This is a genomic window from Massilia sp. IC2-477 (assembly GCF_020707265.1).
Classification (GTDB): domain Bacteria; phylum Pseudomonadota; class Gammaproteobacteria; order Burkholderiales; family Burkholderiaceae_D; genus Telluria.
Genome location: NZ_JAJFEQ010000005.1, coordinates 420619 through 444538 on the forward strand (window position 1 = coordinate 420619; position 23920 = coordinate 444538).

Below are 23920 nucleotides of genomic sequence, written 5' to 3' on the forward strand. Positions count from 1 at the left end.
TTCCAGGCTGAAACAGCGGGCATGGAATCGGCTACACTTGAAACATGAGTTACGCCCCACGCAAGAGCGCAAGCAGCCCTGCCGACAGCGCCGACAAGCCCGTCATCTGGACCGTCTCGGTGTCGCGCCTGTCCGACCTGTTCCGCGACATCACCCTCGAATACGACCACCTGGCGTCGATCGAGCCGCTGCACCTGGGCTTCGACGAAGCCGCGCGCAGCCTGCGCGAGCGGCTCGCGACCGAGCATTGCGACGTCGTGATCGCGGCCGGCTCCAACGCCGCCTACCTCAAGGGCCGCATCTCGGTGCCGGTGGTGGTGGCCAAGGCCAGCGGCTTCGACGTGATGCAGGCGCTGGCGCGCGCGCGCCGCGTCTCGACGCGCATCGCCGTCATCACCTACCAGGAAGCCCTGCGCGAACTGGCCGAGTTCGCCGACACCTTCGGCATCGACATCGTCCAGCGCACCTACGTGACCGAAGAGGATGCGCGCGCCGGCATCAACGAACTGAAGGCGGCCGGCATCGAGGTCATCGTCGGCGCCGGCCTGATCACCGACCTGGCCGAGGAAGCCGGCCTGTCCGGCGTGTTCCTGTACTCGGCGGCCTCGATCCGCCAGGCCTTCGACGACGCGCTCGAGACGGCGCGCCTGACCCGGCTGGAAGCGGGCCGGGCTCGCCGCGGCCCCGCGCCCGAAGGGCGCCGCGTGCGCCGCGGCCTGAACGACCTGCGCGGCGAGTCCGGCGCCATGGAGCGCCTGCGCCAGACCGTGCTGCTGTACGCGCGCTCGCCGGCCACGGTGCTGATCCAGGGCGAGACCGGCAGCGGCAAGGAACTGGTGGCGCAGGCGATCCACCGCGAAGGCCCGCACCGCGCCGCCAACCGCCCCTTCGTGGCGGTGAACTGCGGCGCGATCGCCGAATCGCTGCTGGAATCGGAACTGTTCGGCCACGAGGAAGGCGCCTTTACGGGCGCGCGGCGCGGCGGCCATGCGGGGCTGTTCGAGGCGGCCAACGGCGGCACCCTGTTCCTCGACGAGATCGGCGAGATGCCGCTCGCCCTGCAAACGCGTCTGCTGCGCGTACTGGAAGAGCGAGAAGTGATGCGCGTGGGCGGCACCCGGCCGGTGCCGATCGAGGTGCGCGTGATCAGCGCCACCCACTGCGACCTGGAAGCGCGCGTGCGCGAGGGCCGCTTTCGCGCCGACCTGTTCTATCGCCTGGCGGTGCTGCGCCTGGCGCTGCCGCCGCTGCGCGAGCGGGCCGCCGACATCGTTCCGCTGGCGGAGTGGTCGCTCAAGCACGCGCTGGCCGCGCTCGGCGCCCGGCCGCATCCGAACCTGCACGCCGAGTTGCGTGCCTGCGCGCCGCTGCTCGAAGCCTACGCCTGGCCGGGCAATGTGCGCGAGCTGCGCAACCTGATGGAACGGCTGGCCCTGTTCCTGGCGGCCGAACCCTTGCAGGCGCTGACTCCGAGTTTCCTGGTGTCGATTGCTCCAGAGCTAGCCAAGGGCAGCGCCGATGATCCCGCCCTGTCCTCGCCAAGGGCGGATACGGAAAGCCTTGCGGACGTGCTTGCCCGGTTCGGCGGACAGCGCGATGCGGCGGCGCGGCATCTCGGCATCAGCCGCACGACGCTGTGGCGCCGTTTGAAGTCCGAGACACCATCCTGATCAACACTGACGCAGATATTCGCCGTATCATGACAATTTTACATGGCCTGGCATCCATACAAAGCCAGCTCTTCGTATAGCGCCGCCCACGAAGCGGCGCACCGCCCGGGCCCTGCCCGGCCTTTCGGAGGCACTATGCAACATGCGTCGCAAGCTGCACTGTTTTCCCTGATCGGTGACACCCCCCTGATTGAAGTGACCCGGATCGACACCGGTCCCTGCCAGCTGTTCCTGAAACTCGAATCCCAGAATCCCGGCGGCTCCATCAAGGACCGCATCGGCCGCGCCATGATCGAACAGGCCGAGCACGACGGCCATTTGCAGCCGGGCGGCACCGTGGTCGAAGCCACCGCCGGCAACACCGGCCTGGGCCTGGCCCTGGTGGCGCGCATCAAGGGCTACCGCGTGGTGCTGGTGGTGCCGGACAAGATGGCGGCTGAGAAGGTCCTGCACCTGAAGGCGCTCGGCGCCGAAATCCACCTGACCCGCTCCGACGTCGGCAAGGGCCACCCCGAGTATTACCAGGACTATGCGGCGCGCCTGGCGAAAGAGATTCCCGGCGCCTGGTTCGCCGACCAGTTCAACAATCCGGCCAACCCGCGCGCCCATGAAACCACCACCGGCCCCGAGATCTGGGACCAGGTCAACCACAGGCTCGATGCGATCGTGGTCGGCGTCGGCTCCTCCGGCACCCTCACTGGCCTGTCGCGCTACTTCAGGAAGACGCAGCCGAACCTGGAGTTCGTACTGGCCGACCCGAAGGGCTCGATCCTGGCGGACTACATCAACACCGGCGTGCTGCGCACTGATGCCGGCTCGTGGGCGGTCGAGGGCATCGGCGAAGACTTCATCCCCGGCATTGCCGACCTGTCGCGCGTGAAAAAGGCCTATACGGTTCCCGACGAAGAGAGCTTCAATACCGCGCGCCTGCTGCTGCAGCAGGAAGGCATCCTGGCCGGCTCGTCCACCGGCACCCTGCTGGCAGCAGCCCTGCGCTACTGCCGCGAACAGACCCGTCCCAAGCGCGTGGTCACCTTTGTCTGCGACACCGGCACCCGTTATCTCACCAAGGTCTACAGCGACGGCTGGATGGTCGACCAGGGCCTGATCACGCGCCCGAAGACGGGCGACCTGCGCGACCTGATCGGGCGCCGCTACGACGCCGGTGAAGTGGTCACGGTCTCGCCCTCCGACACCCTGCTCACCGCCTTCAACCGCATGCGCAGCAGCGACCTGCAGCAGTTGCCGGTGATCGACGAGCGTGGCAAGCTGGCCGGCCTGATCGACGAATCGGACCTGCTGCTGCACGTGACCGGCAAACAGGGAGACTTCAGTGCGCCCGTTTCTTCCACCATGACGTCCTCGCTGCAGACCCTGGCCCCGACCGCCAGCATGGGCCACCTGCGCGAGATCCTCAACCGCGGACTGACCGCCGTGGTCGCCGACGGCGACCACTTCTATGGCCTGATCACCCGCTACGACCTGCTCAACCATCTTCGTAGGACCCTTTCATGACCGACCAGAAAAAACATCTTGCCACCCGCGTGATCCACGGCGGCCAGGCGCCCGAGCCCGCCACCGGCGCCGTAATGCCGCCGATTTTCGCCACCTCGACCTTCCGCCAGGAGAGCCCGGGCGTGCACAAGGGCCTGGACTACGGCCGCTCGCACAACCCGACGCGCTGGGCGCTCGAGCGCTGCGTGGCCGACATCGAAAGCGGCAGCGCCGCCTTCGCCTTCGCTTCCGGCCTGGCCGCCATCGCGGCGGTGCTGGAACTGCTGCCGGCCAATTCGCACATCGTGGCGGGCGACGACATGTACGGCGGCACCTTCCGCCTGTTCGAGCGCGTACGCCGCAAGAGTGCCGGCCATACCTTCAGCTACGCCGACCTGACCGACCCGGATGCGCTGGCCAAGGCCCTGACGCCGGAGACGAAACTGGTGTGGGTCGAGACCCCGACCAACCCGATGCTCAAGCTGGCCGACCTGGCCGCCATCGCCGCCCTGTGCCGCGCGCGCGGCGTCATCACCGTGTGCGACAACACCTTCGCCAGCCCGATTGTCCAGCGCCCGCTGGAACTGGGCTTCGACATCGTGGTGCACTCGACCACCAAGTACATGAACGGCCACTCGGACGTGATCGGCGGCGTGGCGGTGGTCGGCAAGGAAGAGCGCCACGCGGCATTGGGCGAGCAGCTCGGCTTCATCCAGAACGCGGTGGGCGCGATCCAGGGCCCCTTCGACAGCTTCCTGGTGCTGCGCGGTATCAAGACCCTGGCACTGCGCGTGGAGCGCAGCAGCGCCAACGCCTTGGCCCTGGCCCAGTGGCTGCAGCAGCAGCCGAAGGTGCGCAAGGTGTTCTATCCCGGCCTGGAATCGCACCCGCAGTACGCACTGGCGCGGCGCCAGATGAACGGTTTCGGCGGCATCGTCTCGATCGACCTGGCCACCGATCTGGCGGGAGCACGCCGCTTCCTGGAAGCCTGCGAAGTGTTCACCCTGGCCGAAAGCCTGGGTGGCGTGGAAAGCCTGATCGAACATCCGGCCCTGATGACCCATGCCAGCATCCCGGCGGAGCAACGCGCCGAGCTGGGTATCGGCGATGGCCTGATCCGTCTGTCGGTCGGCATCGAGCACCTGGAAGACCAGCGCGAAGACTTGCGCCGGGCGCTGGCGGAAATATAAGACGTGCCGTTCACCCTGTGCCACCCGGCCGCGGTGCTGCCGCTGCATGCAGCCGCGCCACGGCTGACCTCACTGTCGGCTCTGGTGGTCGGCAGCATGGCGCCAGACTTCGTCTACTTCCTGCCCCTGCTTGCGAACGGCGGCTTCACCCACAGCGCGGCCGGCGTGCTGCTGTACTGCGTGCCGGCCGGGCTTCTGGTCTGGCTGGCCTACCACTTGCTGCTGCGTGACGCCTTCCTGGCCTGGGCGCCGGCGCGCATCGCGGCCCGCATGGCGCCGCAAAACGACTGGCGGCCGCGCGCGCCGCGTGGCGCCGCCATTGTGCTGGCCTCGCTGGCGCTGGGCGCCGCCACCCACGTGGGCTGGGATGCCTTCACCCATGCGAATACGGCCGTGGTGCGGCATGTCGAACTGCTGCGCACGCCGGTGCAGTTGGGCAGCCATGCGATCCCCCTGTTCAATCTGCTGCAGCACCTGAGCAGCCTGGTCGGCGCGCTGGCGATCGCCGCCTGGTTCGCGCGGATCGAACCCAGTGCGCTGCCGCCTGGACGCCTGGGCACCGGACAGCGGCTGACCGTGCTCGCCGCCATCGGCGCGGCAACGGTGGCCGGCGCGGCGGCGGGCTACTGGCTGCGCCCCGCCCGCAGCTTCGAGCATGGCCTGTTCAACACGATCGTAACCGCGATGGCAGCGGCAGCCGCCACCATCCTGCTGCTGAGCGCAGCACGGCGCATGGCGGTGCGCGCGGGCTGAGGAACCGCAATCCGCCCTCGTCTATTCCGCATTGGTCGGCGCCGCCGTCGCCGCAACAGGCTCGGGCAGCCGGCGTGGCCGTGAACCGCCGCGCTCGGGATAATCCTCATCGAGCGCCAGCGGCACCTGCAGGCACACGCTCTGGGTCGGCAGCACTTCGGTCCAGTCACGGATCAGGTCGCGGTAGGCAATCCCCACCGGGCGCAGCTTGCGGTCGAGGTCGGCCAGGCCCAGGGCATTCACATGGCCATTGTCCTCGCGCAGGCTGGTATCCCAGTCGACCTGGTCGGTCAGCGAATACCAGGTGAATCCGACCAGCGGCACGCCGTTGTTGCGCACCCGGAGCACGTTGGCCCACTCCTTGCGCAGCCACTTGACCGCCTCGTCGGCGCAGGGCCCCTGGCACAGGTTGGTTTCGGTGTGCATCACGGGCAGGCGGTAGCGGTTGTAGTACTGGTGGGTGATGACCGCATAGCCGAAGATCTCCCCGGACGCCGTGCTGGCGCCGTCGGCCGCGACCAGGTGCTCGTTGGTCTGATAATAGTCGTTCCCCATGATGCAGTGGTGCTTGAGGTTATTGTTGAGGAAGTAGTGGTATTCCTCGCGCGTTATGCCGTTATCCAGCAGGTACTCGTACATGGTGGAGTCGACCCGGCGCCCGTAGTTCAGGTCGAGCGACAGGAAGCGGCGCGCGTTCATGGTTTCGGCCGGCCCGATCGCCGCCGGCGACATGGCATGGAAATACTCGGTCGATTCGCTCTGCACGAACAGGGCGTCCGGGCGCACTTCCAGGATTGCGCGCATGGCCAGCAGGTTGGCCTGCACCAGGTGTTTCAAAGCAGTGACGAAGGCCTGGTCGCTGCGCATCTGCTCGTTCCACCAGCCGTACAGGGCCGAGAACAGCGCGCTGATCGACATCTCGTTCACCGGCGTGTACAGCTGGATCCAGGGATAGCGCAGGGCGAACGCGCGCGCATAGCGAGCGAAGATGGCGGGGAAATCCGGGTTCTGGAAGTTGCCCAGGAAGTCGGGCAGGCCGAAATGGCACAGGTCGACGATCGCGACCAGCCCACGGCGGCGCAGGTCGGGAAACACCACGTCGGCGAAGGACCAGTCGTAGCGGTCGGCGCCGACCAATGTCGTGTGCAGCGGCGGGCCGTAGCGCAGGAAGCGGATGCCGATGTCCTGCACCAGGTCGAAGTCGCGGCGCCAGTAGCGGTAGTGGCCGCACTTCTCCATTTCGTCGATGCGATGCCTGCCGCCATCAATCGTCGGAATGCTGTTCTCGATACCGGTGGCGAACAGGAAGCCGGGTTGATTCGAAACCATGCGCCATCCTCCGCAAGAGCCGTCAGTCATTGTCGGCGATGGACGCAGGATGTCAACGGCGCGCGCCTGCCCGGCGGCGGCGCAGGCCGTAGAGCATGAAGGCAACGATCGCGACGTTGACCGCCAACAGGAGAATGCTCAGCAGGCCGGGCGCGCGCAGCAGCTCGCGCAGCTCGAAGGGCACGTAGACCGCACCGCTGGCCGCCGCAAAGGCTTCGCCCCAGGTCCGCTCGTGCCACAGGCCATAGGCCTCGACCAGGCGCACCGCCGCGTAGGCAAAAGCGCCGAGCGCCAGCTGCATCAGGTGCGCATTGTCCAGCTGGCCGGCGTAGGCGATGAACACGCGCGGCAGGTGCGAGGCCGGATTCAGGTGGGTGTGCCGGACCAGCTCTTCGGCGGCGCGCTGCAGGTCGTGGTGCACCAGCGCCAGCAGGCCGCAGCCGGCCAGTACCACCACCAGGCCCTTGGTCGCCTCGACCGCGGCGACGGCGCGCAGTCCCTGTGACAGCTTCATCGCCAGCATTCCATGTGGCTGCTCAGCGCGGGTAGATGAAACCGGTGCGGATATCCATCGGCAGCAGGCGCCCGTCCTCGCGCACCATCAGGCGCTGGGGCGGTTCTTCGCCGGCCAGCACGCGCCGGGTGACCGGCAGGCCTTCGGCCTTGCGTACCAGCTCATCGCTGCGCTCGTAGACATTGGGACAGCCGGTCGCCTTCAGGAGCGCCTGCACGATCGCAACCTTCCACAGGTCGACCCCGGCGGCATTGAACTGGCACACCAGGTAACCGGTCGCGCCGCCGTAGGCGTGCACCAGCAGCCCGGACAGGCCATCCTGTTCGCCGTCGACCAGCTGCAGCAGTGCCTGCGGGTCGGCGTCACCCAGCCTGCCTAAGCGGCGCTCGACGGCGGTTTGCACCCGGCGCTTGATCAGCGCATGGTCGACCGGCTCGTCTTCCCGCAAGGTCCAGATCCGGGCCGCGATCTGCGACTTGGCGTTGTAGGCTGCGCGCGCCAGGAAGCGGCGCGACGAGGACTGCACGGTGGCGGTCGCGCCGGACTTATTGCGTTCCTGCGGCTTGCCCTCGACTTTCTCGATGGCGGACAGGTAGATCCAGGGGTCGCCGGACAGCAGGGCCTGTTCCTTGCCCTGTTTGATGGTGATGATGAGCATGCGCGGCTTTCGTTTGGAGGAAGGGCATGATACTGCAAGCCGCCATCCCCGTCAGGCTGCGGTCAGGGCGCGCCGCCCTTCTCCCGTCTCGCGCAGCTGGAAGGTGGCGACCAGGGCCGACAGCTCGGCCGCCTGCTGGCGCATCGACGCGGCCGCCGCCGCGGCCTGCTCGACCATCGCCGCATTCTGCCGGGTCGACTCGTCCATGTCGGCAATCGCCTGGGTCACCTGGGCCACGCCGCCGGCCTGCTCGCTGCTGGCGGTGTGGATGGTGTCGAGCAGGCTGGCCATGTCGTGCACGTGGGCCAGCACCGCGCCCATGGTCTCGCCCGCCGTGCCGGCGATGTCGGTGCCGGCGGCGATTTCCTCGCTCGACTCGCCGATCAGCTTCTTGATCTCCCTGGCCGCCGTCGCCGAATGCTGGGCCAGGTTGCGCACCTCGGCCGCCACCACCGCGAAGCCACGGCCTTCGCTGCCGGCGCGTGCCGCCTCCACGGCCGCGTTCAGGGCAAGGATATTGGTCTGGAAGGCGATGCTGTCGATCATGCCGGTAATGTCCACGATGCGCTCGCTTGACGCCTTGATCGCCCCCATGCGCGCCGCCACCTGCTCGAGCGCTTGCGCGCTGCGGGTGGCAACCTGCGAGGCCGACTGGGCGAGTCGATTGGCAGACCGCGCGCTGGCGTTGTTGCGGGCGATGGCTTCGCTCAGTTCCTCCATCGTGCTTACGGTCTGCTGCAGGGCCGAGGCCTGGCGCTCGGTGCGGCGCGAGAGATCGAGGTTGCCGTCCGCAATATCGTTGGAAGCCGCATCGATGGCCTGGGCGCCCTGCAGTACCTGGGACACGGTGGCCGAGACGCCACCCGTCATCCCGTTGAGCGCGTCGAACAGGCGCCCGATTTCGTCGTGGCGAGCGTGACGAATGACGGGGCGCAGGTCGCCATGCGCCACCTGCTCGGCCAGGGTGGCGGCCTGCTGCAGCGGGCCGACGATGTTCCGGGTCAGCAGCCAGGCCATGGCGGCGCCGATCGCCAGCGCACATACCCCAAGGGCCAGCACCAGCGACTTGCCGGACAGCGAAGCAGCCGCCGATTCTGCCGCGAGACGGCGGGCTTCCGCGGTTTCATGGGCCAGCAGGGTTTCCAGCGCGCCGGCGCGGGCCGCATAGCCCCTTTGCCAGTCGCCGGCGACGAGCTGCTCGACGACCTGGGTCTGGCCGAGCTCCTTGGCCTGGAACAGCGCGGCCTCGACCTTGGCCAGGGCTTGCTTGTGCCGGGCTGCTTCGGCCAGCAGGGACGCTTCACGCGCGGACAGCGGCAGCCTGGCCAGCTGCGCTTCGATCGCGGCGGCGGCCTTTTTACCCTGGGCCAGCTGGGCGCCGAAGTAGTCGGCCAGCTCCAGGCTGTCGCTGCGCGCGATGGCAATAGTGCGCGAGCCGTTGAGGCGCTCGACACCCAGCAGGTCGGCGCTCAACTGCTGCTTGGCCAGCTTGTCGTAGACGAGGTCGTGGGTGAGCCTGTCGGTGGACTGCATGCGCCATAGTGCCACGGCGGACAGCAGCAGGATCAGGAAGGAAACGATACCGAAGGCGCCGAGGAGCTTGGTCCCGGTCTGGAGCTTTGCGAGTGACATTGCAAGTATCCGCGTGGGTGGAATACTTGCAGTGTAGAAAGACTATGTGACAGTGTGATGAAGCTGCAGGAACAGCCGGAGTCTGCCGACGACCCGACATGGACCCGGCGCTGCCGACCCGATTTGCATGCCTGCCAGTTGTCCTGCGCCGCCCACAGTATGATTCTGCTAAGGTCATTGTTACCGCCAACGTGGAGAAACCATGAACAATCAGATCGTACGGATGCTACCCAGTTTCGAGGCCGCAGAAGCAGCGCGCAACAGCTTGCTGGCCCAGGGCTTCGACGGCGACGGCATCGATGTGAATGTGACCACCGACGAGGCTGGCCCAGCTGAAAGCAATTTCTATGTGGGCGACTCCCCCGCTGTCAAAGGCGGCACCGACTACGAGGATGTCTTCAAGCCCGCCGCCCGCGGGGATTTGTGCGTGATGACGGTGACCGTTGCCGACGCTTCCCGGCTCGAACAGGCTGCAGCCATTTTGGAAGAAAACGGTGCGATAGACGCTGACCCCGCCCACGACGCGGCCAAGAGCAGCTTTTGACGCCACCGCAGGGCGGTTTTACTGAGCGGCTGTCTGCACGTCAGCATGCGGGTGGCGTTCCAACATGACGACATCAACGATCGATAGCCGGACAAGCAGTGCTACGACAGCCGTCGGGCTGGCGCTTGCGGGCCTGGTTGTCGCCACATGGCTGGCCGTTCACGTCAGCGCGATCTTCCTGATCGATTGGACGGCGACATGGCTTTGGCTCGCGGCCCCCGTCGTCGTCGTCCTGCAGTGCTGGCTGAGCGTCGGTTTGTTTATTGTTGCCCACGATACGATGCACGGCTCGCTGGCGCCGCAATCTCCATGGCTGAACCGCGCCATCGGCTGCTTCTGTGTCTTCATCTATGCCGGCTTTTCGTATGACAAGCTGTACGAAAACCATCATGCCCACCATCGCCATGCCGGCACGGCCGATGATCCCGATTTCGACATCGATCATCCGAGAAGCTTCTGGCCCTGGTACTTCAAGTTCTTCCGCCATTACTTTGGCTGGCGTGAATTTGGCTTGCTGACTGTGGCCGTGGTCGCCTACTTGCTCATCCTGCGAGAGCGCTTCCCGACCATGCTGGTGTTCTGGGCGCTGCCGGCGCTGCTCTCTTCCGTGCAGCTCTTCTATTTCGGCACCTATCGTCCGCACCGCGTCGATGACATACCCTTCGCTGATCGGCACTGCGCCCGCAGCAACGACCTGTCGCATGTCCTATCTCTGCTGAGCTGCTTCCATTTCGGCTACCATCATGAGCACCACACCGCCCCATGGGTGCCGTGGTGGAAACTGCCGGCACAGCGCCGGTCGACAATCAACCCGGAATATTCCAAGGTCGAGAATGGATAGCGTATTGCATTACCTCATCCCCCTCATGCTCGTGCTGGGGACCGTCGCCTTCATGGAATGGTTTGCGGCCTGGTCGCATGAGCACATCATGCATGGCTGGGGCTGGAACTGGCACAAGTCCCACCATGAACCGCATGATGGCTGGTTCGAGAAAAACGATCTGTATGCTGTTGTGTTCACCGTGTTTGCGATCGCGCTATTCGCCGCAGCCAACTGGTTCTGGCCATTGCGGTGGATCGCCGTCGGCCTGACGACGTATGGCGTCTTGTACTTCTTCATGCACGACGGTCTGGTGCACCAGCGTTGGCCGTTCAAGTATGTGCCGCGCACAGGTTACCTGAAGCGCATCTATCAGGCCCACCGCCTGCACCATGCAGTCAAGGGGCGTGATGGCTGTGTGTCGTTCGGATTCATCTATGCCGAGCCTGCCGCCCAGCTCAAAAAGAAGCTGCAGGACCGTACGCAGGATGCTCCCGGCGCCCGAGACCAGCGCCAGTGCTCGTCAGGGCTCTGATCAGGAATGCTTCCCATAGCTGGAAGTGCGGGTCAAGAGGGCCAGGTCTGACATCTGGACACACGTTCCCTTTCCTGAAGCGCCTGTGTCTTCTGCAGGCGGCCGAGGCCAGTAATCTTATTTCTTCTCCGGATCGTGGCCCCAGTTCATGAGCGAGTAGCGCCAATCGCTTGTTGCCGGGTCGCTTCGGGTAGGTCCCTGTGCCAGGTGCCGGTGGATATACCCAACCACTTTGCGCATGTGCGCGATGTCGTCGGCGCTCAGGTCCTGAGCGCGCCGGTGCAACAGTTCGACGATGCGGCGTCCGGACTGGTGCCCGGTCGATTCGGCATTGCCGTGCTTTTGACCGACACGTTTGGAGTCGTCGGTGTCGAGCCACTTCTGCATGGTTGCTCCGATGAACATTCGTTACGTGGTACGAGGACTGTCACAAATCAGCCAACTCAGCCGTCTTGCAAGCGAGGGGACGCGTATTGCGGTCGCCACGTGACATAAGGAGAGATTTTCATGAAACGCCCAAACTGGTTCCAGGTGTCTGCTGAAGGTGCGAAGGCTGTCAGCGCACTCCACCATTACGTCACCACCGGCACCGACCTGCCCAAGGAGCTGATCCACCTGATATTCCTGAGGACCTCGCAACTGAACGGCTGCGCGCATTGCATTGATATTCATGCCCGTGACCTCATCAAGACTGGGATGTCTGTCGACAAACTGGTATTGGTGCCGGTATGGGAAGAGGCGGACTATCTCTTCTCGGACCAGGAACGGGCAGCGCTGGCATGGACGGAGGAAGTCACGCGTGTAAGTGAAACGCATGCCTCCGACCGCGCCTATGCTGCAGCGCTGTCCGTGTTTGGGGAGAAGAATCTGGTCGAGCTGACGCTGGTGATCGCGGCGATGAATGCCATCAATCGGATGGGGATCAGCTTCCGCATGAAGCCACTCGCAAAGGCGTGAATGATGAAAGAACGCATGATGGACATTCTCCACCTCGGCGCGAGTCCACGCGGCAGAGCGACCTTGGCACAGGCTGAAGCGCACGCAGCGGTCAGCAAGCACTTCAATGCACTTCCCTTGACTGTCTGAACAGCCAAGCGTGGGCGAAAACCGAATCCGTTTCCGCCCACTCCCGAACTACTTGTTGGTCGACGGCGTCTTGATGGATGCCTCGCCCGCTTCCCACTGGCGCTTCAGCGCCGGAATCGCCGCCGGCTTCCACTGCTTGACCGGCTGCTCCTGCATCTTCTTTTCCAGCAGTTCGATCGCCACTTCCAGCTGGCGGTCACGTCCCTCGAAGGTTTCGTGCGGCAGGTTGTCGACCTCGACGTCCGGGGTCACGCCCACGCCTTCGATCAGCCAGTCGCCGTCTGCCGCGAACTGGCCGAACTCGGCCACGCGCGCCATGCCGTTGTCGGCCAGGCCGTTGCCGTCGCTGAGCCAGACGCCGGCGCCGGCGGTGCGCTTGCCGACCAGCGGGCCGAGTTTCAGGGCCTTGACGCCGGCGGCGAAGGTTTCGCCGTCCGAGTAAGTCAGCTCGTCCATCAGCACCACCAGGTGGCCGCGGAAGGTGTTCTGCATGTTCGACTGCGGCAGGTTGCCGTTCGAGCTCCAGAAGGCCCACGAGCGGCGCAGCAGCTTCTCGATGATCCAGCTGTCGATGTTGCCGCCATTATTGCGGCGCACGTCGATGATCAGGCCTTCCTTGTTGATGTTGGCGTAGAAGTCGCGCGCAAAGGCGTTGATGTCGCGCGCGGTCATCGCGCGTAGGTGCAGGTAGCCGATCTTGCCCTTCGAGGCCTGGTCGGCCTGCTGCGCCCTGCTCTGCTCCCAGTCGGAGTAGCGCAGGCTCGCATGGCGCGCCATGTTCACAGGCGTGACGATCACCGGGCGCGCCGCCTTGGCGCCCGGGCTCTTCACGTGCAGCAGCACCTGCTTGTCGGCCTGGTCCAGCAGCAGGTCGGCGATGTCGCGGGTCTCAACCAGCGACTTGCCGTTGACGGCGGTGATGACGTCGCCTTCCTTCACGCCGACGTCGGGCGCCGACAGCGGGCCGCGCTCGGACGGCAGCTCCGGTTCGCTGCGGTAGACGCGGTCGACCCGGAAGCCCTCGCCCACCCGCGACAGCACGGCGCCGAGGCTCGAAGGCACGCCCTCGCCCGTGGCGCGGCGCACGTCGCCCGGACGGATCTGCGAATGCAGCGCGCCGACTTCGCCCACCATCATGCCCAGCACGTCGTCCAGTTCGGCGCGGTCGGTCACGCGCTCCACCAGCGGCGCGTAGCGATTGCGCACGGCGACCCAGTCCACGCCGCGCATGTTGGCGTCGTACAGGAAGTCGCGGTGCATGCGCCAGGCGTCATTGAACATCTGCTTCCATTCCAGCGGCGGATTGGTGCTGACCGCCCAGTCGTCGATCTTCACGCGCGCCTTGCTGACGTCGGCCGGGGCCTTGGCGCCGGCGGCCACGATCAGCATCTCGCCCGGACCGGTGGCGTTAAAGGTGCGGTAGAAGATGTGCTTGCGGTCGGTGCTGAGGCCGAATTCGCGCACGTTATTCACGAAGACTTCCGGCTGCGGACTGCTGCGCGAGATCTCCAGGGTCTTCAGGGCCCCGCTGCGGCCATTGTCGGATTCGAGAATGTACAGGCGCTTCTCGTCGATCGCCAGGGCGCGGTAGTTGCCCGGTGCGATCGGCACTTCATACAGGCGCTCGCGCAGTCCGGCATAGTCGATTGCCGGCGTGGGCGTCTTGGCTTTCGGGTCGGAGGTAGAGGCTGCCGCGGTGGCGGCGGCAGCGGCGGCGACAGCGGCGCTCTTGTCGGCTTCTTCCTTGCCCGGGGTCTGGACCGCGGTGCGCGCGGCGGCTTCGGGCGTGGCCACTTCCGGCTTGGTCAGCTCGTCCTCGGGCTTGAACGGGAAGCGTACGCCCGGCTGCAGCGCGAGTGCGTAGATGCCGACGCGGCGGTCGAACACGGGGCCCATGTTGCGGTCGCCCCAGGGGCCGTTGTTACCGACGTTGAAGTGGCGCGACGACAGGAAGTACAGCCACTTCCCGTCCGGCGAGAACACCGGCGAGTCGGCCGTGTAGCGGTCGGTGGTGACGAAGGCCATGGTCTTGCTGGCCAGGTTGTACATGCCGATCTGGTTGCGCTGCTCGCTGCTACCGACGCGGACAAAAGCCAGGTTGCGGCTGTCGGGCGACCACACCACCTGGTCCGGACGGTCGGCGCCCACCTGCTTGGCGTCGTCGATGATCACGTTGGTGCGGGCCTGCAGGTCGAGCAGCCAGGTACGGCCCTTCTTGTCGGTGTGGGCCAGCCAGCGACCGTCCGGCGACGGGTAGATGCCGGAGCGGTGGCTGGCGCCGTCGATCGTGAGGCGCTCGCCCTTGCCCGATCCGTCGGCGGCGTAGCGCCAGATCTCGTTCTCGCCGGTGGTGTCGACAAAGGCGTAGACCCACTTGTCGTCATGGCTGAACACGGCGCTGCGCGCACGCGCGCCTTCCGGCACCGCGATCTCCACGCGGCGGTAGCTGCCGGTGCCGGCAATGGTCACCTTGCCGCGCGCGGTGATCACGATGCGCTCGGCCTTGCTGGCCAGTTCGATGTTGGTGAGCGCGTCCAGCGGCGAGCGCACGCGGCGGGTGCGCTGCTGGTCGAAGTCCGAGACCAGGCTGGTCTTGATCAGCGTGTCGCTGCCGCTGGCGATGTCGAACACGCGCAGGTCGGCGCCCAGCTGGTAGGCGATGCGGCCATCGCCCAGCGCGGCGGTGCGCACGTCCCATTCGCGGTGCTGGGTGTGGGCCTTGCGGTCGCTCCCGTCCGGCAGCGCGGACCAGATGTTGTCGGCGCCGCCGGCGTCGCTGATGAAGTAGATGCGGCCCTGCCACCACATGGCGCGGCGGTTGTTCGACGTATCGTCCTTGAACAGGCGCACCGCCTCGTTCTTCGAACCGAGTTCGTAGCGCCACAGCTGGGCATGGGCCCCGCCGCGGTAGGTCTTGACGTTATCGTTGGTCATCGACAGGCCCATGCGCGTGAAGAACACGCTGCGGCCGTCGTCGCTCAGCACAGCGTCGTTGGCGTCGGCCAGCGGCAGCACGCGGCGCGTCATCTTGACCGGGTCCAGCGCCGCCACGATGCGGTGCTGCGAGGGACCGACCGAATTCTGGGTGCTCACCAAGACTTCCCCCTGCGCCGTCCAGCCCAGCACCGTCACGCCGCCGCTCTCGAAGGTGATGCGCTTGGGCAGCCCGCCCTCGATCGGCATCACATAGGCTTCCTGCGCGCCCTCGTAGGAGGCGGCGAAGGCGACGTGCTTGCCGTCGTGCGAGATCGCGGCCTGGGTTTCAGCGGAAGGATGGGTAGTCAGGCGGGTCGCCTTGCCCCCTAGCAGCGTGGTGCGCCACAGGTCGCCCTCGGCGGTGAAGACGATGCTGTCGCCGCGGATGGCGGGGAAGCGGAAGTATGGGTCGGCGGCGGCGGCGTGGCTGCCGATCAGGGCCAGCGAAAGGGCGAGGATGGTGCGGGACACGGTCATGTTCACGGTGGCGAGGAGTTACTGAAGAGGAAGAGTTTGCCATACGTGAAGGCGTGCGCGGTGTGCATACGTGCAAAAAAATGATGGGCTGGTGGTAGGCGTGCAAAATTGGATTCCGGCCTTCGCCGGAAGTCATGGGCGCCAGTGGCGCGCATGACGGTTTATAGGCTGCGGGCTTGAGGCGCTTCCTTTTGCCCTCAGCTTTAGCACGTCGTTCCGGCGAAGGCCGGAACCCAAGTTCTCGAGCAAACCACCGGCGAAAAAAAACCGCGCCGAAGCGCGGTTTCTCTCACTCGACCGAAGTTTATTCGATCTCCACCGTCTCCGCCGGAGCCGGTGGCGGCAGTGCGTCCCCTTCCGGGAACTCGAGCACGACGTCGTCCTTCTCGTTCAGCTCCACCGTCACGCGGCCACCGTTGACCAGGCGGCCGAACAGCAGCTCGTCGGCCAGCGCCTTGCGGATCATGTCCTGGATCAGGCGCGACATCGGGCGGGCGCCCATCAGCGGATCGAAGCCCTTCTTGCCGAGGAACTTGCGCAGCTTCTCGGTGAAGACGGCTTCCACCTTCTTCTCGTGCAGCTGCTCTTCCAGCTGCATCAGGAACTTGTCCACGACGCGCAGGATGATGTCCTCGTCCAGCGCGCGGAAGCTGATGATTGCGTCCAGGCGGTTGCGGAACTCCGGCGTGAACATGCGCTTGATGTCCGCCATCTCGTCGCCCTGCGCCTTCGAATCCACGAAGCCCACCGAGCGCTTGGTCAGGCTTTCGGCGCCCGCGTTGGTGGTCATGATGATGATCACGTTGCGGAAGTCCGCCTTGCGGCCGTTGTTATCGGTCAGCGTGCCGTGGTCCATCACCTGCAGCAGGATGTTGAAGATGTCCGGATGGGCCTTCTCGATCTCGTCCAGCAGCAGCACTGCGTGCGGCTTCTTGGTGATGGCCTCGGTCAGCAGGCCGCCCTGGTCGAAGCCGACGTAGCCCGGCGGCGCACCGATCAGGCGCGACACGGCGTGACGCTCCATGTACTCGGACATGTCGAAGCGCACCAGCTCGATGCCCAGGATGAAGGCGAGCTGCTTGGCGACCTCGGTCTTGCCGACACCGGTCGGACCCGAGAACAGGAAGGAGCCGATCGGCTTGTCCTGCTTGCCCAGGCCGGCACGGGCCATCTTGATCGCGGCCGACAGCGCCTCGATCGCAGGATCCTGGCCGAACACCACGTTGCGCAGGTCGCGGTCGATGGTCTGCAGCTTGCTGCGGTCGTCCTGGTTGACGGTTTGCGGAGGGATCCGCGCGATCTTCGCGATGATGTCCTCGATCTCGGTCTTGCCGATGGTCTTCTTCTGCTTCGACTTCGGCAGGATGCGCTGGGCGGCACCGGCTTCGTCGATCACGTCGATGGCCTTGTCCGGCAGGTGGCGGTCATTGATGAAGCGGGCCGCCAGCTCGGCCGCGGTCGACAGCGCCGATGCCGAATACTTCACGCCATGGTGCTCTTCGAAGCGCGACTTCAGGCCACGCAGGATCGCCACGGTCTGCTCGACCGACGGTTCGTTCACGTCCACCTTCTGGAAGCGGCGGCTCAGGGCATGGTCTTTCTCGAACACGCCGCGGAATTCCGTGAACGTGGTCGCGCCGATGCACTTGAGCTGGCCGTTGGCCAGGGCCGGCTTGAGCAGGTTCGATGCGTCGAGCGTGCCGCCCGAAGCCGAACCGGCGCCGATGATGGTGTGGATCTCGTCGATGAACAGGATGCCGTTCGGCGTGTCCTTCAATTGCTTGAGGACGGCCTTCAGGCGCTGCTCGAAATCGCCGCGGTACTTGGTACCGGCCAGCAGCGCGCCCATGTCGAGCGAATACACGACGGCGTTCTGCAGGATCTCGGGCACGTCTTCCTGGACGATGCGCCATGCCAGGCCTTCCGCGATGGCGGTCTTGCCGACACCGGCCTCGCCCACCAGCAGCGGATTGTTCTTGCGGCGGCGGCACAGGATCTGGATCACGCGGTCGACTTCTTCCTCGCGGCCGATCAGCGGATCGATCTTGCCGTCGGCAGCCGACTTGTTCAGGTTCTGGGTGAACTGGTCGAGCGGGCTTTCCTTGGCCTGGCCTTCGACCTGCGCCTCTTCCACGCCTTCCGACGCCTTGCTGGTGTCGAGCTGCTGGTCCTTGCGCACGCCGTGCGAGATGAAATTGACCACGTCGAGACGGGTCACGCCCTGCTGGTGCAGGTAGTAGACGGCATGCGAGTCCTTCTCGCCGAAGATCGCCACCAGCACGTTCGCGCCGGTCACTTCCTTCTTGCCGTTCGAGGCCGACTGCACGTGCATGATCGCACGCTGGATCACACGCTGGAATCCGAGCGTCGGCTGGGTGTCGACCTCGCCCGTGCCAGGCACGGTCGGGGTGTTATCACCGATAAAATTAGTCAAGGTCTTGCGCAGGTCTTCGATATTGACCGCGCACGCACGCAGGACTTCGGCGGCTGATGGGTTGTCGAGCAGGGCCAGCAGCAGGTGCTCCACGGTGATGAACTCGTGGCGGGCCTGGCGGGCTTCGACAAAGGCCATGTGTAGGGATACTTCAAGTTCCTGCGCAATCATACTTCCTCCATCACGCATTGCAGGGGGTGCCCTGCCTTACGCGCATGCGTTAAGACAAACTCCACTTTGGTACACGCTATATCTTTGGAAAACACCCCACAGACGCCCTTGCCGTGACGGTGCACGGAAAGCATGATCTGGGTCGCCGTTTCGCGATCCTTGTTGAAATACTCCTGGATGATCGCGACCACGAATTCCATTGGCGTGTAGTCGTCGTTCAGCAACGCCACCTGGTACAAGGGTGGCGGTTTTACGGTCTGCCGCTCCAGCAGCTGTTCGGTGTCATGCTTCGTAGCCATGGGCGTATTCTAATGCTTTCAAAGTCTGTGCCAAGCGTAAACATCAGCTCGTTCTCATGTGCTTCCATGTTACGCGTTTTCCGATTTATGCGCAGATGGCGATCCAATTGACGAAATCAAGAGCCGCGTTACCTCTGCTGTGGAAAATTTGGCAACAAGGGTCCAAAACCGCTTGACTTCAGTGATTATTCCACCAACAATGCAGTCATTGACATTGTACTTATGTACTTGTTGATAAGAAGTGAGCAGGCTGAGGAGGGGGCAAGAAGCTTCTTGCTTTTATGGCTCGTGTGATTAGTTAAAATTTGAAAGTTCTTTTATGGCAACTGGTACTGTTAAGTGGTTCAATGATTCCAAAGGTTTTGGCTTCATCACTCCCGATGACGGCGGCGAGGATCTGTTCGCACACTTCTCCGCGATCAACATGAACGGTTTTAAGACCCTCAAAGAAGGTCAAAAAGTCCAATTCGAAGTCACGCAAGGCCCGAAAGGCAAGCAAGCTTCCAACATCCAGGGCATGTAATCATTCCCCTCCCGGAAGCGAAGAACCCCGCCCCCAGCGGGGTTTTTTTTCGCCCCGCGGCTCAAGTCTCCGCCTTTGGTACGAGCATAAGCCAGTTCCGCCACAAAGTCGCGCGTGTCCTGCAACAGTGCGGCGATGCCTCCGTCGCTCCCCTCCCCTCTATATAAGAAAAGCCCCGGCTTATTCAAGCCCGGGGCTGATCGGTCCTGCGGAAAGGCGGTGGTGTGCGATTCGCCTCACATATTCTCGATCATCACCTCACCGAAGCCCGAGCAGGACACCTGGGTCGCGCCTTCCATCAGGCGCGCGAAGTCGTAGGTGACCTTTTTCGAGGTAATCGCCTTTTCCATCGCACGGATGATCAGGTCGGCCGCTTCGACCCACCCCATATGGCGCAGCATCATCTCCGCCGAAAGGATGAGCGAACCCGGATTGACGTAATCCTTGCCGGCATATTTCGGCGCGGTGCCGTGGGTGGCCTCGAACATCGCCACCGAGTCCGACATGTTGGCGCCCGGCGCGATACCGATGCCGCCGACCTGGGCCGCCAGCGCGTCGGAGATATAGTCGCCGTTCAGGTTCAGGGTGGCGATCACGCTGTACTCGGCCGGACGCAGCAGGATCTGCTGCAGGAAGGCGTCAGCGATCGAATCCTTAATGGTGATCTCGCGGCCCGTCTTCGGGTTCTTGAACTTGCACCATGGGCCGCCGTCGATCAGCTCGGCGCCGAATTCCTTCTGCGCCAGCGCGTAGCCCCAGTCGCGGAAGCCGCCTTCGGTGTACTTCATGATATTGCCCTTGTGGACCAGGGTCACCGAAGGCTTGTCGTTGTCGATCGCGTACTGGATCGCCTTGCGCACCAGGCGCTCGGTGCCTTCGCGCGAGACCGGCTTGACGCCCAGGCCCGAGCTCTCGGGGAAGCGGATCTTCTTGACGCCCATTTCCTCGGTCAGGAACTTGATCACCTTCTTGACGCCTTCGGAACCTTCGGCCCATTCGATGCCGGCATAGATGTCTTCCGAGTTCTCGCGGAAGATCACCATGTCGGTTTTTTCCGGCTGCTTCAGCGGCGAGGGCACGCCGGCGAAATAGCGCACCGGACGCAGGCAGACATACAGGTCGAGTTCCTGGCGCAGCGCAACGTTGAGCGAGCGGATGCCGCCGCCCACCGGGGTCGTCAGCGGACCCTTGATCGACACCACGTAATCCTTCAGCACGTCCAGCGTCTCGGCCGGCAGCCAGACGTCGGGGCCATAGACGCTGGTCGATTTTTCGCCGGCATAGATTTCCATCCAGCTGATCTTGCGGCTGCCGCCATACGCCTTTTCCACGGCCGCATCGACGACCTTCAGCATCACCGGGGTGATGTCGACGCCGGTGCCGTCCCCCTCGATATAGGGAATGACCGGAGTGTCCGGCACGCTCAGCGAATAGTCGGCGTTGACGGTGATTTTCTGGCCGTCGGCCGGGACCTTGATATGTTGGAACATCGTGCTCTCCCATTCGTCGCCGACAGGCCGCCAGCGCGGTCTCAAGCCTGCCTGCTGTATGAACTACAATGTGGAATACGCCTGCAAGTCTTGTAGAAGACGATCCTAGCGTCTTGCATTATGCACCAGTATTTTCCAAGGCGCCACGCAGCACCTTTTATCGCTCCATTCGTATTCCATGCCTCTGATCCTGTTCAACAAACCCTTCCAGGTCCTGTGCCAGTTTTCCGGCCAGGACGACCGCGAGACCCTGGCCGACTACCTGGACATCCCCAATATCTACCCTGCCGGCCGCCTGGATGCCGACAGCGAAGGCCTGATGCTGCTGACCGACGACGGCAAGCTGCAGCACAAGATCGCGCACCCGGACCACAAGGAAGCCAAGACCTACCTGGTGCAGGTCGACGGCGTGGCCGACGCCGCCCTGCTGTCGCGCCTGCAGGCGCCGCTCGACCTGGGCGACTTCGTGACCAAGCCGTGCAAGGCGGTACGCATCGCCGAGCCGACCTGGCTATGGCCGCGCAACCCGCCGATCCGCGTGCGCCAGGACAAGCCGACCAGCTGGATCGCGATCACGCTGGAAGAAGGCAAGAACCGGCAGGTCCGCAGGATGACCGCGGCGGTGGGATTGCCGACCTTGCGGCTGGTGCGCTCGAGCATCGGGCCGTTTTCGCTGGCGACGCATCCCTTGATGCCTGGCGAGTTTATCGAGGTGAGATATCCGTAGGGTGGGCGGGTCTCCCGCCCACGCGTTCAACACTGCGGTGAACTGACGCGCATTAACTATTCCTCCGCCGCTTGAACGCGTGGGCGGCTAAGCCGCCCACCCTACGAAACCAAAAAAAACGCCGGCATATAGCCGGCGTTCTTGTTTGCTGCGAAGCTGCTTAAGCCGCGAACGACTCCAGCGCGCTGTTGAAGGTCGCGCTCGGGCGCATCACCGCCTTCACCTTGGCGTCGTCGGCCTTGTAGTAGCCACCGATATCGGCCGGCTTGCCCTGCACTTCGAGCAGTTCCTGAACGATCTTCTGTTCATTCTCCGCCAGCTGCTTGGCCAGCGGCGCGAACTTGGCTGCCAGTTCGGCGTCCTCGCTCTGCGCGCTAAGCTCCTGGGCCCAGTACATCGACAGGTAGAACTGGCTGCCGCGGTTGTCGAGTTCACCGGTCTTCGGCGACGGCGACTTGCGGTTGTCCAGCAGCTTGCCGGTGGCGGCGTCCAGGGTCTTGGCCAGGACCTTGGCTTTGTTGTTGCCGGTCTTGATACCCAGGTCTTCCAGCGACACGGCCAGGGCCAGGAACTCGCCCAGCGAATCCCAGCGCAGGTGGTTCTCTTCGGTCAGCTGCTGCACGTGCTTCGGCGCCGAGCCGCCCGCACCGGTTTCGTACATGCCGCCGCCGGCCATCAGCGGGACGATCGACAGCATCTTGGCCGAGGTGCCCAGTTCCAGGATCGGGAACAGGTCGGTCAGGTAGTCGCGTAGGATGTTGCCGGTGACCGAGATGGTGTCCAGGCCGCGCTTGACGCGCTCCAGGGTGTAGCGCATCGCACGGACCTGCGACATGATCTGGATGTCCAGGCCGTCGGTAGCGTGATCCTTCAGGTAGGTCTTGACCTTCTTGATCAGTTCATTCTCGTGCGGACGGTATGGGTCGAGCCAGAACACGGCCGGCATGCCCGAGTTGCGCGCGCGGGTGACCGCCAGCTTGACCCAGTCGCGGATCGGGGCGTCCTTGGTCTGGCACATGCGCCAGATGTCGCCCTGCTCGACGTTCTGCGACATCAGCACTTCGCCGGTGGCGAGGTCGGTGATGTTGGCCACGCCGTCTTCCGTGATCTCGAAGGTCTTGTCGTGCGAGCCGTATTCCTCGGCCTGCTGCGCCATCAGGCCCACGTTCGGGACGGTGCCCATGGTCTTCGGATCGAAGGCGCCGTGCCATTTGCAGAAGTTGATGATCTCCTGGTAGATGCGAGCGAAGGTCGATTCCGGAATGACTGCCTTGACATCCTTCAGCGCGCCGGTGGCGTCGTACATCTTGCCGCCGGCGCGGATCATGGCCGGCATCGACGCATCGACGATCACGTCGTTCGGCGAATGGAAGTTGGTGATGCCCTTGGTCGAGTCGACCATGGCCAGCGCCGGACGGTTTTCCTGGCAGGCGTGCAGGTCGCGCTCGACTTCTTCGCGCTGCGAGGCCGGCAGTGCGGCGATCTTGGTGTACAGGTCGGCCATGCCGTTGTTCACGTTGATGCCGAGGCTGTCGAACAGGGCGCCGTGCTTTTCAAACGCTTCCTTGTAGAACATGCGTACGCAGTGGCCGAACACGATCGGGTGCGAGACCTTCATCATGGTCGCTTTCACGTGCAGCGAGAACAGCACGCCGGTCTGCTTGGCGTCGTTGATCTGCTGCTCGTAGAAGGCCAGCAGGGCCTTGCGGCTCATGAACATCGAATCGATGATCTCGCCGGCCTGCAGCGCGACCTTCGGCTTCAGGACGATGGTCTGGCCCGACTTGGTGACCAGCTCCATCTTGACGTCACGGGCGCCGTCGAGGGTCATCGACTTTTCGCCGTGGTAGAAGTCGCCGTGGGTCATGTGCGACACGTGGGTGCGCGATGCCTGCGACCATGCTGCCATCGAGTGCGGGTTCTTGCGTGCGTATTCCTTGACGGCCTTCGGGGCGCGGCGGTCGGAGTTACCTTCGCGCAGGACCGGGTTCACCGACGAGCCGATGCACTTGCCGTACTTGGCCTTGATGGCCTTCTCTTCGTCGGTCTTCGGGTCGGCCGGGTAGTCCGGCAGATTGTAGCCCTTGGCCTGCAGTTCCTTGATCGCGGCGGTCAGCTGGCCCACCGAGGCCGAGATGTTCGGCAGCTTGATGATGTTCGCGTCCGGCTCGAGCGTCTTCTTGCCCAGTTCGGTCAGCACATCCGGGACGCGCTGTTCCGGAGTCAGGTTTTCCGGGAACTGCGCCAGGATACGGGCGGCGACGGAGATGTCGGCCTGCTCGACCTTGATGCCGGCCGGCTTGGTGAAGGTGCTGACGACTGGCAGGAAGGCGTGGGTCGCCAGCAGCGGGGCCTCGTCGGTCAGGGTGTAGATGATGGTCGGATCACTGCTCATACGCTTTTTCCTCGATGATCGCGCGGGTCGCACGATGTCTAAAAACGGTGGTAACGCTCGGGTCTCGTCACGACCCCGCCGGTTGGCGAAGTCTTCTATAAGACATAAGACGGCGTTTCACATTATGCACCAGTATTTTACTGTGCGCCACGGTTTTAAGATATCCGCCGCCACCCGGCCATGGTCGAAACCGCCGGGCGCAA

General features: G+C 64.6%; 20 protein-coding genes. 10 read left to right on the forward strand and 10 right to left on the reverse strand.

Translation table 11 applies throughout. The features are described 5' to 3' along the window. Positions 1-44 precede the first annotated feature (44 nt). From prpR to LK542_RS13160, 4 genes are all read left to right on the forward strand, one after another. Entirely contained in the window at positions 45-1670 is a 1626-nt protein-coding gene (gene prpR, locus LK542_RS13145) for a propionate catabolism operon regulatory protein PrpR (protein ID WP_227812232.1), read from the forward strand. Positions 1671-1805: 135 nt separating this feature from the next. Next, the gene (locus tag LK542_RS13150) at positions 1806-3185 is read left to right on the forward strand and encodes a cystathionine beta-synthase (protein ID WP_227812233.1); all 1380 of its coding nucleotides are present in this window, start codon (positions 1806-1808) and stop codon (positions 3183-3185) included. After that, positions 3182-4354 carry a PLP-dependent aspartate aminotransferase family protein gene (locus tag LK542_RS13155; RefSeq protein WP_227812234.1) on the forward strand — a complete coding sequence of 391 codons (1173 nt, stop codon included), beginning with the start codon at positions 3182-3184 and terminating at the stop codon, positions 4352-4354. Before LK542_RS13150 ends, LK542_RS13155 begins: the two co-directional genes overlap by 4 nt. A 3-nt stretch (positions 4355-4357) precedes the next feature. Next, on the forward strand, positions 4358-5107 hold the full coding sequence (locus tag LK542_RS13160; protein WP_227812235.1) for a DUF4184 family protein: 750 nt from the start codon (positions 4358-4360) through the stop codon (positions 5105-5107). A 21-nt stretch (positions 5108-5128) separates the two neighbouring features. Here the strand turns inward: LK542_RS13160 and LK542_RS13165 are convergent, their stop codons facing one another. The 4 genes from LK542_RS13165 to LK542_RS13180 are packed head-to-tail and all read right to left on the reverse strand — an operon-like array spanning position 5129 to position 9240. Beyond that, on the reverse strand, positions 5129-6436 hold the full coding sequence (locus tag LK542_RS13165) for a family 1 glycosylhydrolase (protein WP_227812236.1): 1308 nt from the start codon (positions 6434-6436) through the stop codon (positions 5129-5131). A gap of 52 nt (positions 6437-6488) precedes the next feature. Then, a complete protein-coding gene (locus LK542_RS13170; RefSeq protein WP_227812237.1) occupies positions 6489-6950 on the reverse strand; it encodes a DUF2127 domain-containing protein in 462 nt (153 codons plus the stop codon). A gap of 22 nt (positions 6951-6972) precedes the next feature. Beyond that, on the reverse strand, positions 6973-7608 hold the full coding sequence (locus LK542_RS13175; RefSeq protein ID WP_227812238.1) for an SAM-dependent methyltransferase: 636 nt from the start codon (positions 7606-7608) through the stop codon (positions 6973-6975). A gap of 51 nt (positions 7609-7659) precedes the next feature. Continuing rightward, complete coding sequence (locus LK542_RS13180; protein WP_227812239.1) at positions 7660-9240, reverse strand: methyl-accepting chemotaxis protein; 1581 nt, start codon at positions 9238-9240, stop codon at positions 7660-7662. 202 nt (positions 9241-9442) lie between these two features. On the opposite strand from LK542_RS13180, the gene LK542_RS13185 reads away from it, so the two are divergent. The 3 genes from LK542_RS13185 to LK542_RS13195 all read left to right on the forward strand — a co-directional run bounded on the left by LK542_RS13185 (position 9443) and on the right by LK542_RS13195 (position 11139). Further along, on the forward strand, positions 9443-9784 hold the full coding sequence (locus LK542_RS13185) for a hypothetical protein (protein ID WP_227812240.1): 342 nt from the start codon (positions 9443-9445) through the stop codon (positions 9782-9784). Positions 9785-9848: 64 nt separating this feature from the next. Beyond that, on the forward strand, positions 9849-10625 hold the full coding sequence (locus tag LK542_RS13190; RefSeq protein ID WP_227812241.1) for a fatty acid desaturase: 777 nt from the start codon (positions 9849-9851) through the stop codon (positions 10623-10625). A gap of 4 nt (positions 10626-10629) precedes the next feature. Next, positions 10630-11139 carry a sterol desaturase family protein gene (locus tag LK542_RS13195; RefSeq protein WP_227812242.1) on the forward strand — a complete coding sequence of 170 codons (510 nt, stop codon included), beginning with the start codon at positions 10630-10632 and terminating at the stop codon, positions 11137-11139. A 117-nt stretch (positions 11140-11256) separates the two neighbouring features. Here the strand turns inward: LK542_RS13195 and LK542_RS13200 are convergent, their stop codons facing one another. Next, on the reverse strand, positions 11257-11526 hold the full coding sequence (locus LK542_RS13200; protein WP_229521255.1) for a DUF3140 domain-containing protein: 270 nt from the start codon (positions 11524-11526) through the stop codon (positions 11257-11259). Between the two features lie 120 nt (positions 11527-11646). On the opposite strand from LK542_RS13200, the gene LK542_RS13205 reads away from it, so the two are divergent. Beyond that, complete coding sequence (locus tag LK542_RS13205) at positions 11647-12096, forward strand: carboxymuconolactone decarboxylase family protein (protein WP_227812244.1); 450 nt, start codon at positions 11647-11649, stop codon at positions 12094-12096. A gap of 177 nt (positions 12097-12273) precedes the next feature. Here the strand turns inward: LK542_RS13205 and LK542_RS13210 are convergent, their stop codons facing one another. From LK542_RS13210 to clpS, 3 genes are all read right to left on the reverse strand, one after another. After that, positions 12274-15672 carry a S41 family peptidase gene (locus tag LK542_RS13210; RefSeq protein WP_374040138.1) on the reverse strand — a complete coding sequence of 1133 codons (3399 nt, stop codon included), beginning with the start codon at positions 15670-15672 and terminating at the stop codon, positions 12274-12276. 310 nt (positions 15673-15982) lie between these two features. Continuing rightward, the gene (gene clpA / locus LK542_RS13215) at positions 15983-18283 is read right to left on the reverse strand and encodes an ATP-dependent Clp protease ATP-binding subunit ClpA (RefSeq protein WP_227800582.1); all 2301 of its coding nucleotides are present in this window, start codon (positions 18281-18283) and stop codon (positions 15983-15985) included. After that, positions 18280-18582, reverse strand: coding sequence for an ATP-dependent Clp protease adapter ClpS (gene clpS / locus LK542_RS13220; protein WP_027864722.1), 303 nt, complete (start codon positions 18580-18582; stop codon positions 18280-18282). The genes clpA and clpS overlap by 4 nt, the downstream gene beginning before the upstream one ends. A gap of 319 nt (positions 18583-18901) precedes the next feature. Between clpS and LK542_RS13225 the strand changes: the two genes are divergently transcribed. After that, complete coding sequence (locus LK542_RS13225; RefSeq protein ID WP_020653506.1) at positions 18902-19105, forward strand: cold-shock protein; 204 nt, start codon at positions 18902-18904, stop codon at positions 19103-19105. Positions 19106-19341: 236 nt separating this feature from the next. On the opposite strand, the gene icd is transcribed toward LK542_RS13225, so the two are convergent. After that, a complete protein-coding gene (icd, locus tag LK542_RS13230) occupies positions 19342-20595 on the reverse strand; it encodes an NADP-dependent isocitrate dehydrogenase (protein ID WP_227812246.1) in 1254 nt (417 codons plus the stop codon). Between the two features lie 178 nt (positions 20596-20773). Between icd and LK542_RS13235 the strand changes: the two genes are divergently transcribed. Further along, positions 20774-21322: a pseudouridine synthase gene (locus LK542_RS13235; protein WP_227812247.1), complete on the forward strand. Its 549-nt coding sequence runs from the start codon at positions 20774-20776 to the stop codon at positions 21320-21322. A gap of 160 nt (positions 21323-21482) precedes the next feature. On the opposite strand, the gene LK542_RS13240 is transcribed toward LK542_RS13235, so the two are convergent. Further along, on the reverse strand, positions 21483-23717 hold the full coding sequence (locus LK542_RS13240; RefSeq protein WP_227812248.1) for an NADP-dependent isocitrate dehydrogenase: 2235 nt from the start codon (positions 23715-23717) through the stop codon (positions 21483-21485). Between the last annotated feature and the right edge of the window lie 203 nt (positions 23718-23920).

Excerpts from the sequence above, each read along its gene's own strand:
- prpR (WP_227812232.1), top strand. The coding sequence starts at position 45 with ATGAGTTACGCCCCACGCAAGAGCGCAAGCAGCCCTGCCGACAGCGCC.
- LK542_RS13150 (WP_227812233.1), top strand. The coding sequence starts at position 1,806 with ATGCAACATGCGTCGCAAGCTGCACTGTTTTCCCTGATCGGTGACACC.
- LK542_RS13155 (WP_227812234.1), top strand. The coding sequence starts at position 3,182 with ATGACCGACCAGAAAAAACATCTTGCCACCCGCGTGATCCACGGCGGC.
- LK542_RS13165 (WP_227812236.1), bottom strand. The coding sequence starts at position 6,436 with ATGGTTTCGAATCAACCCGGCTTCCTGTTCGCCACCGGTATCGAGAAC.
- LK542_RS13170 (WP_227812237.1), bottom strand. The coding sequence starts at position 6,950 with ATGAAGCTGTCACAGGGACTGCGCGCCGTCGCCGCGGTCGAGGCGACC.
- LK542_RS13175 (WP_227812238.1), bottom strand. The coding sequence starts at position 7,608 with ATGCTCATCATCACCATCAAACAGGGCAAGGAACAGGCCCTGCTGTCC.
- LK542_RS13180 (WP_227812239.1), bottom strand. The coding sequence starts at position 9,240 with ATGTCACTCGCAAAGCTCCAGACCGGGACCAAGCTCCTCGGCGCCTTC.
- LK542_RS13185 (WP_227812240.1), top strand. The coding sequence starts at position 9,443 with ATGAACAATCAGATCGTACGGATGCTACCCAGTTTCGAGGCCGCAGAA.
- LK542_RS13190 (WP_227812241.1), top strand. The coding sequence starts at position 9,849 with ATGACGACATCAACGATCGATAGCCGGACAAGCAGTGCTACGACAGCC.
- LK542_RS13200 (WP_229521255.1), bottom strand. The coding sequence starts at position 11,526 with ATGCAGAAGTGGCTCGACACCGACGACTCCAAACGTGTCGGTCAAAAG.
- LK542_RS13205 (WP_227812244.1), top strand. The coding sequence starts at position 11,647 with ATGAAACGCCCAAACTGGTTCCAGGTGTCTGCTGAAGGTGCGAAGGCT.
- clpA (WP_227800582.1), bottom strand. The coding sequence starts at position 18,283 with ATGATTGCGCAGGAACTTGAAGTATCCCTACACATGGCCTTTGTCGAA.
- clpS (WP_027864722.1), bottom strand. The coding sequence starts at position 18,582 with ATGGCTACGAAGCATGACACCGAACAGCTGCTGGAGCGGCAGACCGTA.
- LK542_RS13225 (WP_020653506.1), top strand. The coding sequence starts at position 18,902 with ATGGCAACTGGTACTGTTAAGTGGTTCAATGATTCCAAAGGTTTTGGC.
- icd (WP_227812246.1), bottom strand. The coding sequence starts at position 20,595 with ATGTTCCAACATATCAAGGTCCCGGCCGACGGCCAGAAAATCACCGTC.
- LK542_RS13235 (WP_227812247.1), top strand. The coding sequence starts at position 20,774 with ATGCCTCTGATCCTGTTCAACAAACCCTTCCAGGTCCTGTGCCAGTTT.
- LK542_RS13240 (WP_227812248.1), bottom strand. The coding sequence starts at position 23,717 with ATGAGCAGTGATCCGACCATCATCTACACCCTGACCGACGAGGCCCCG.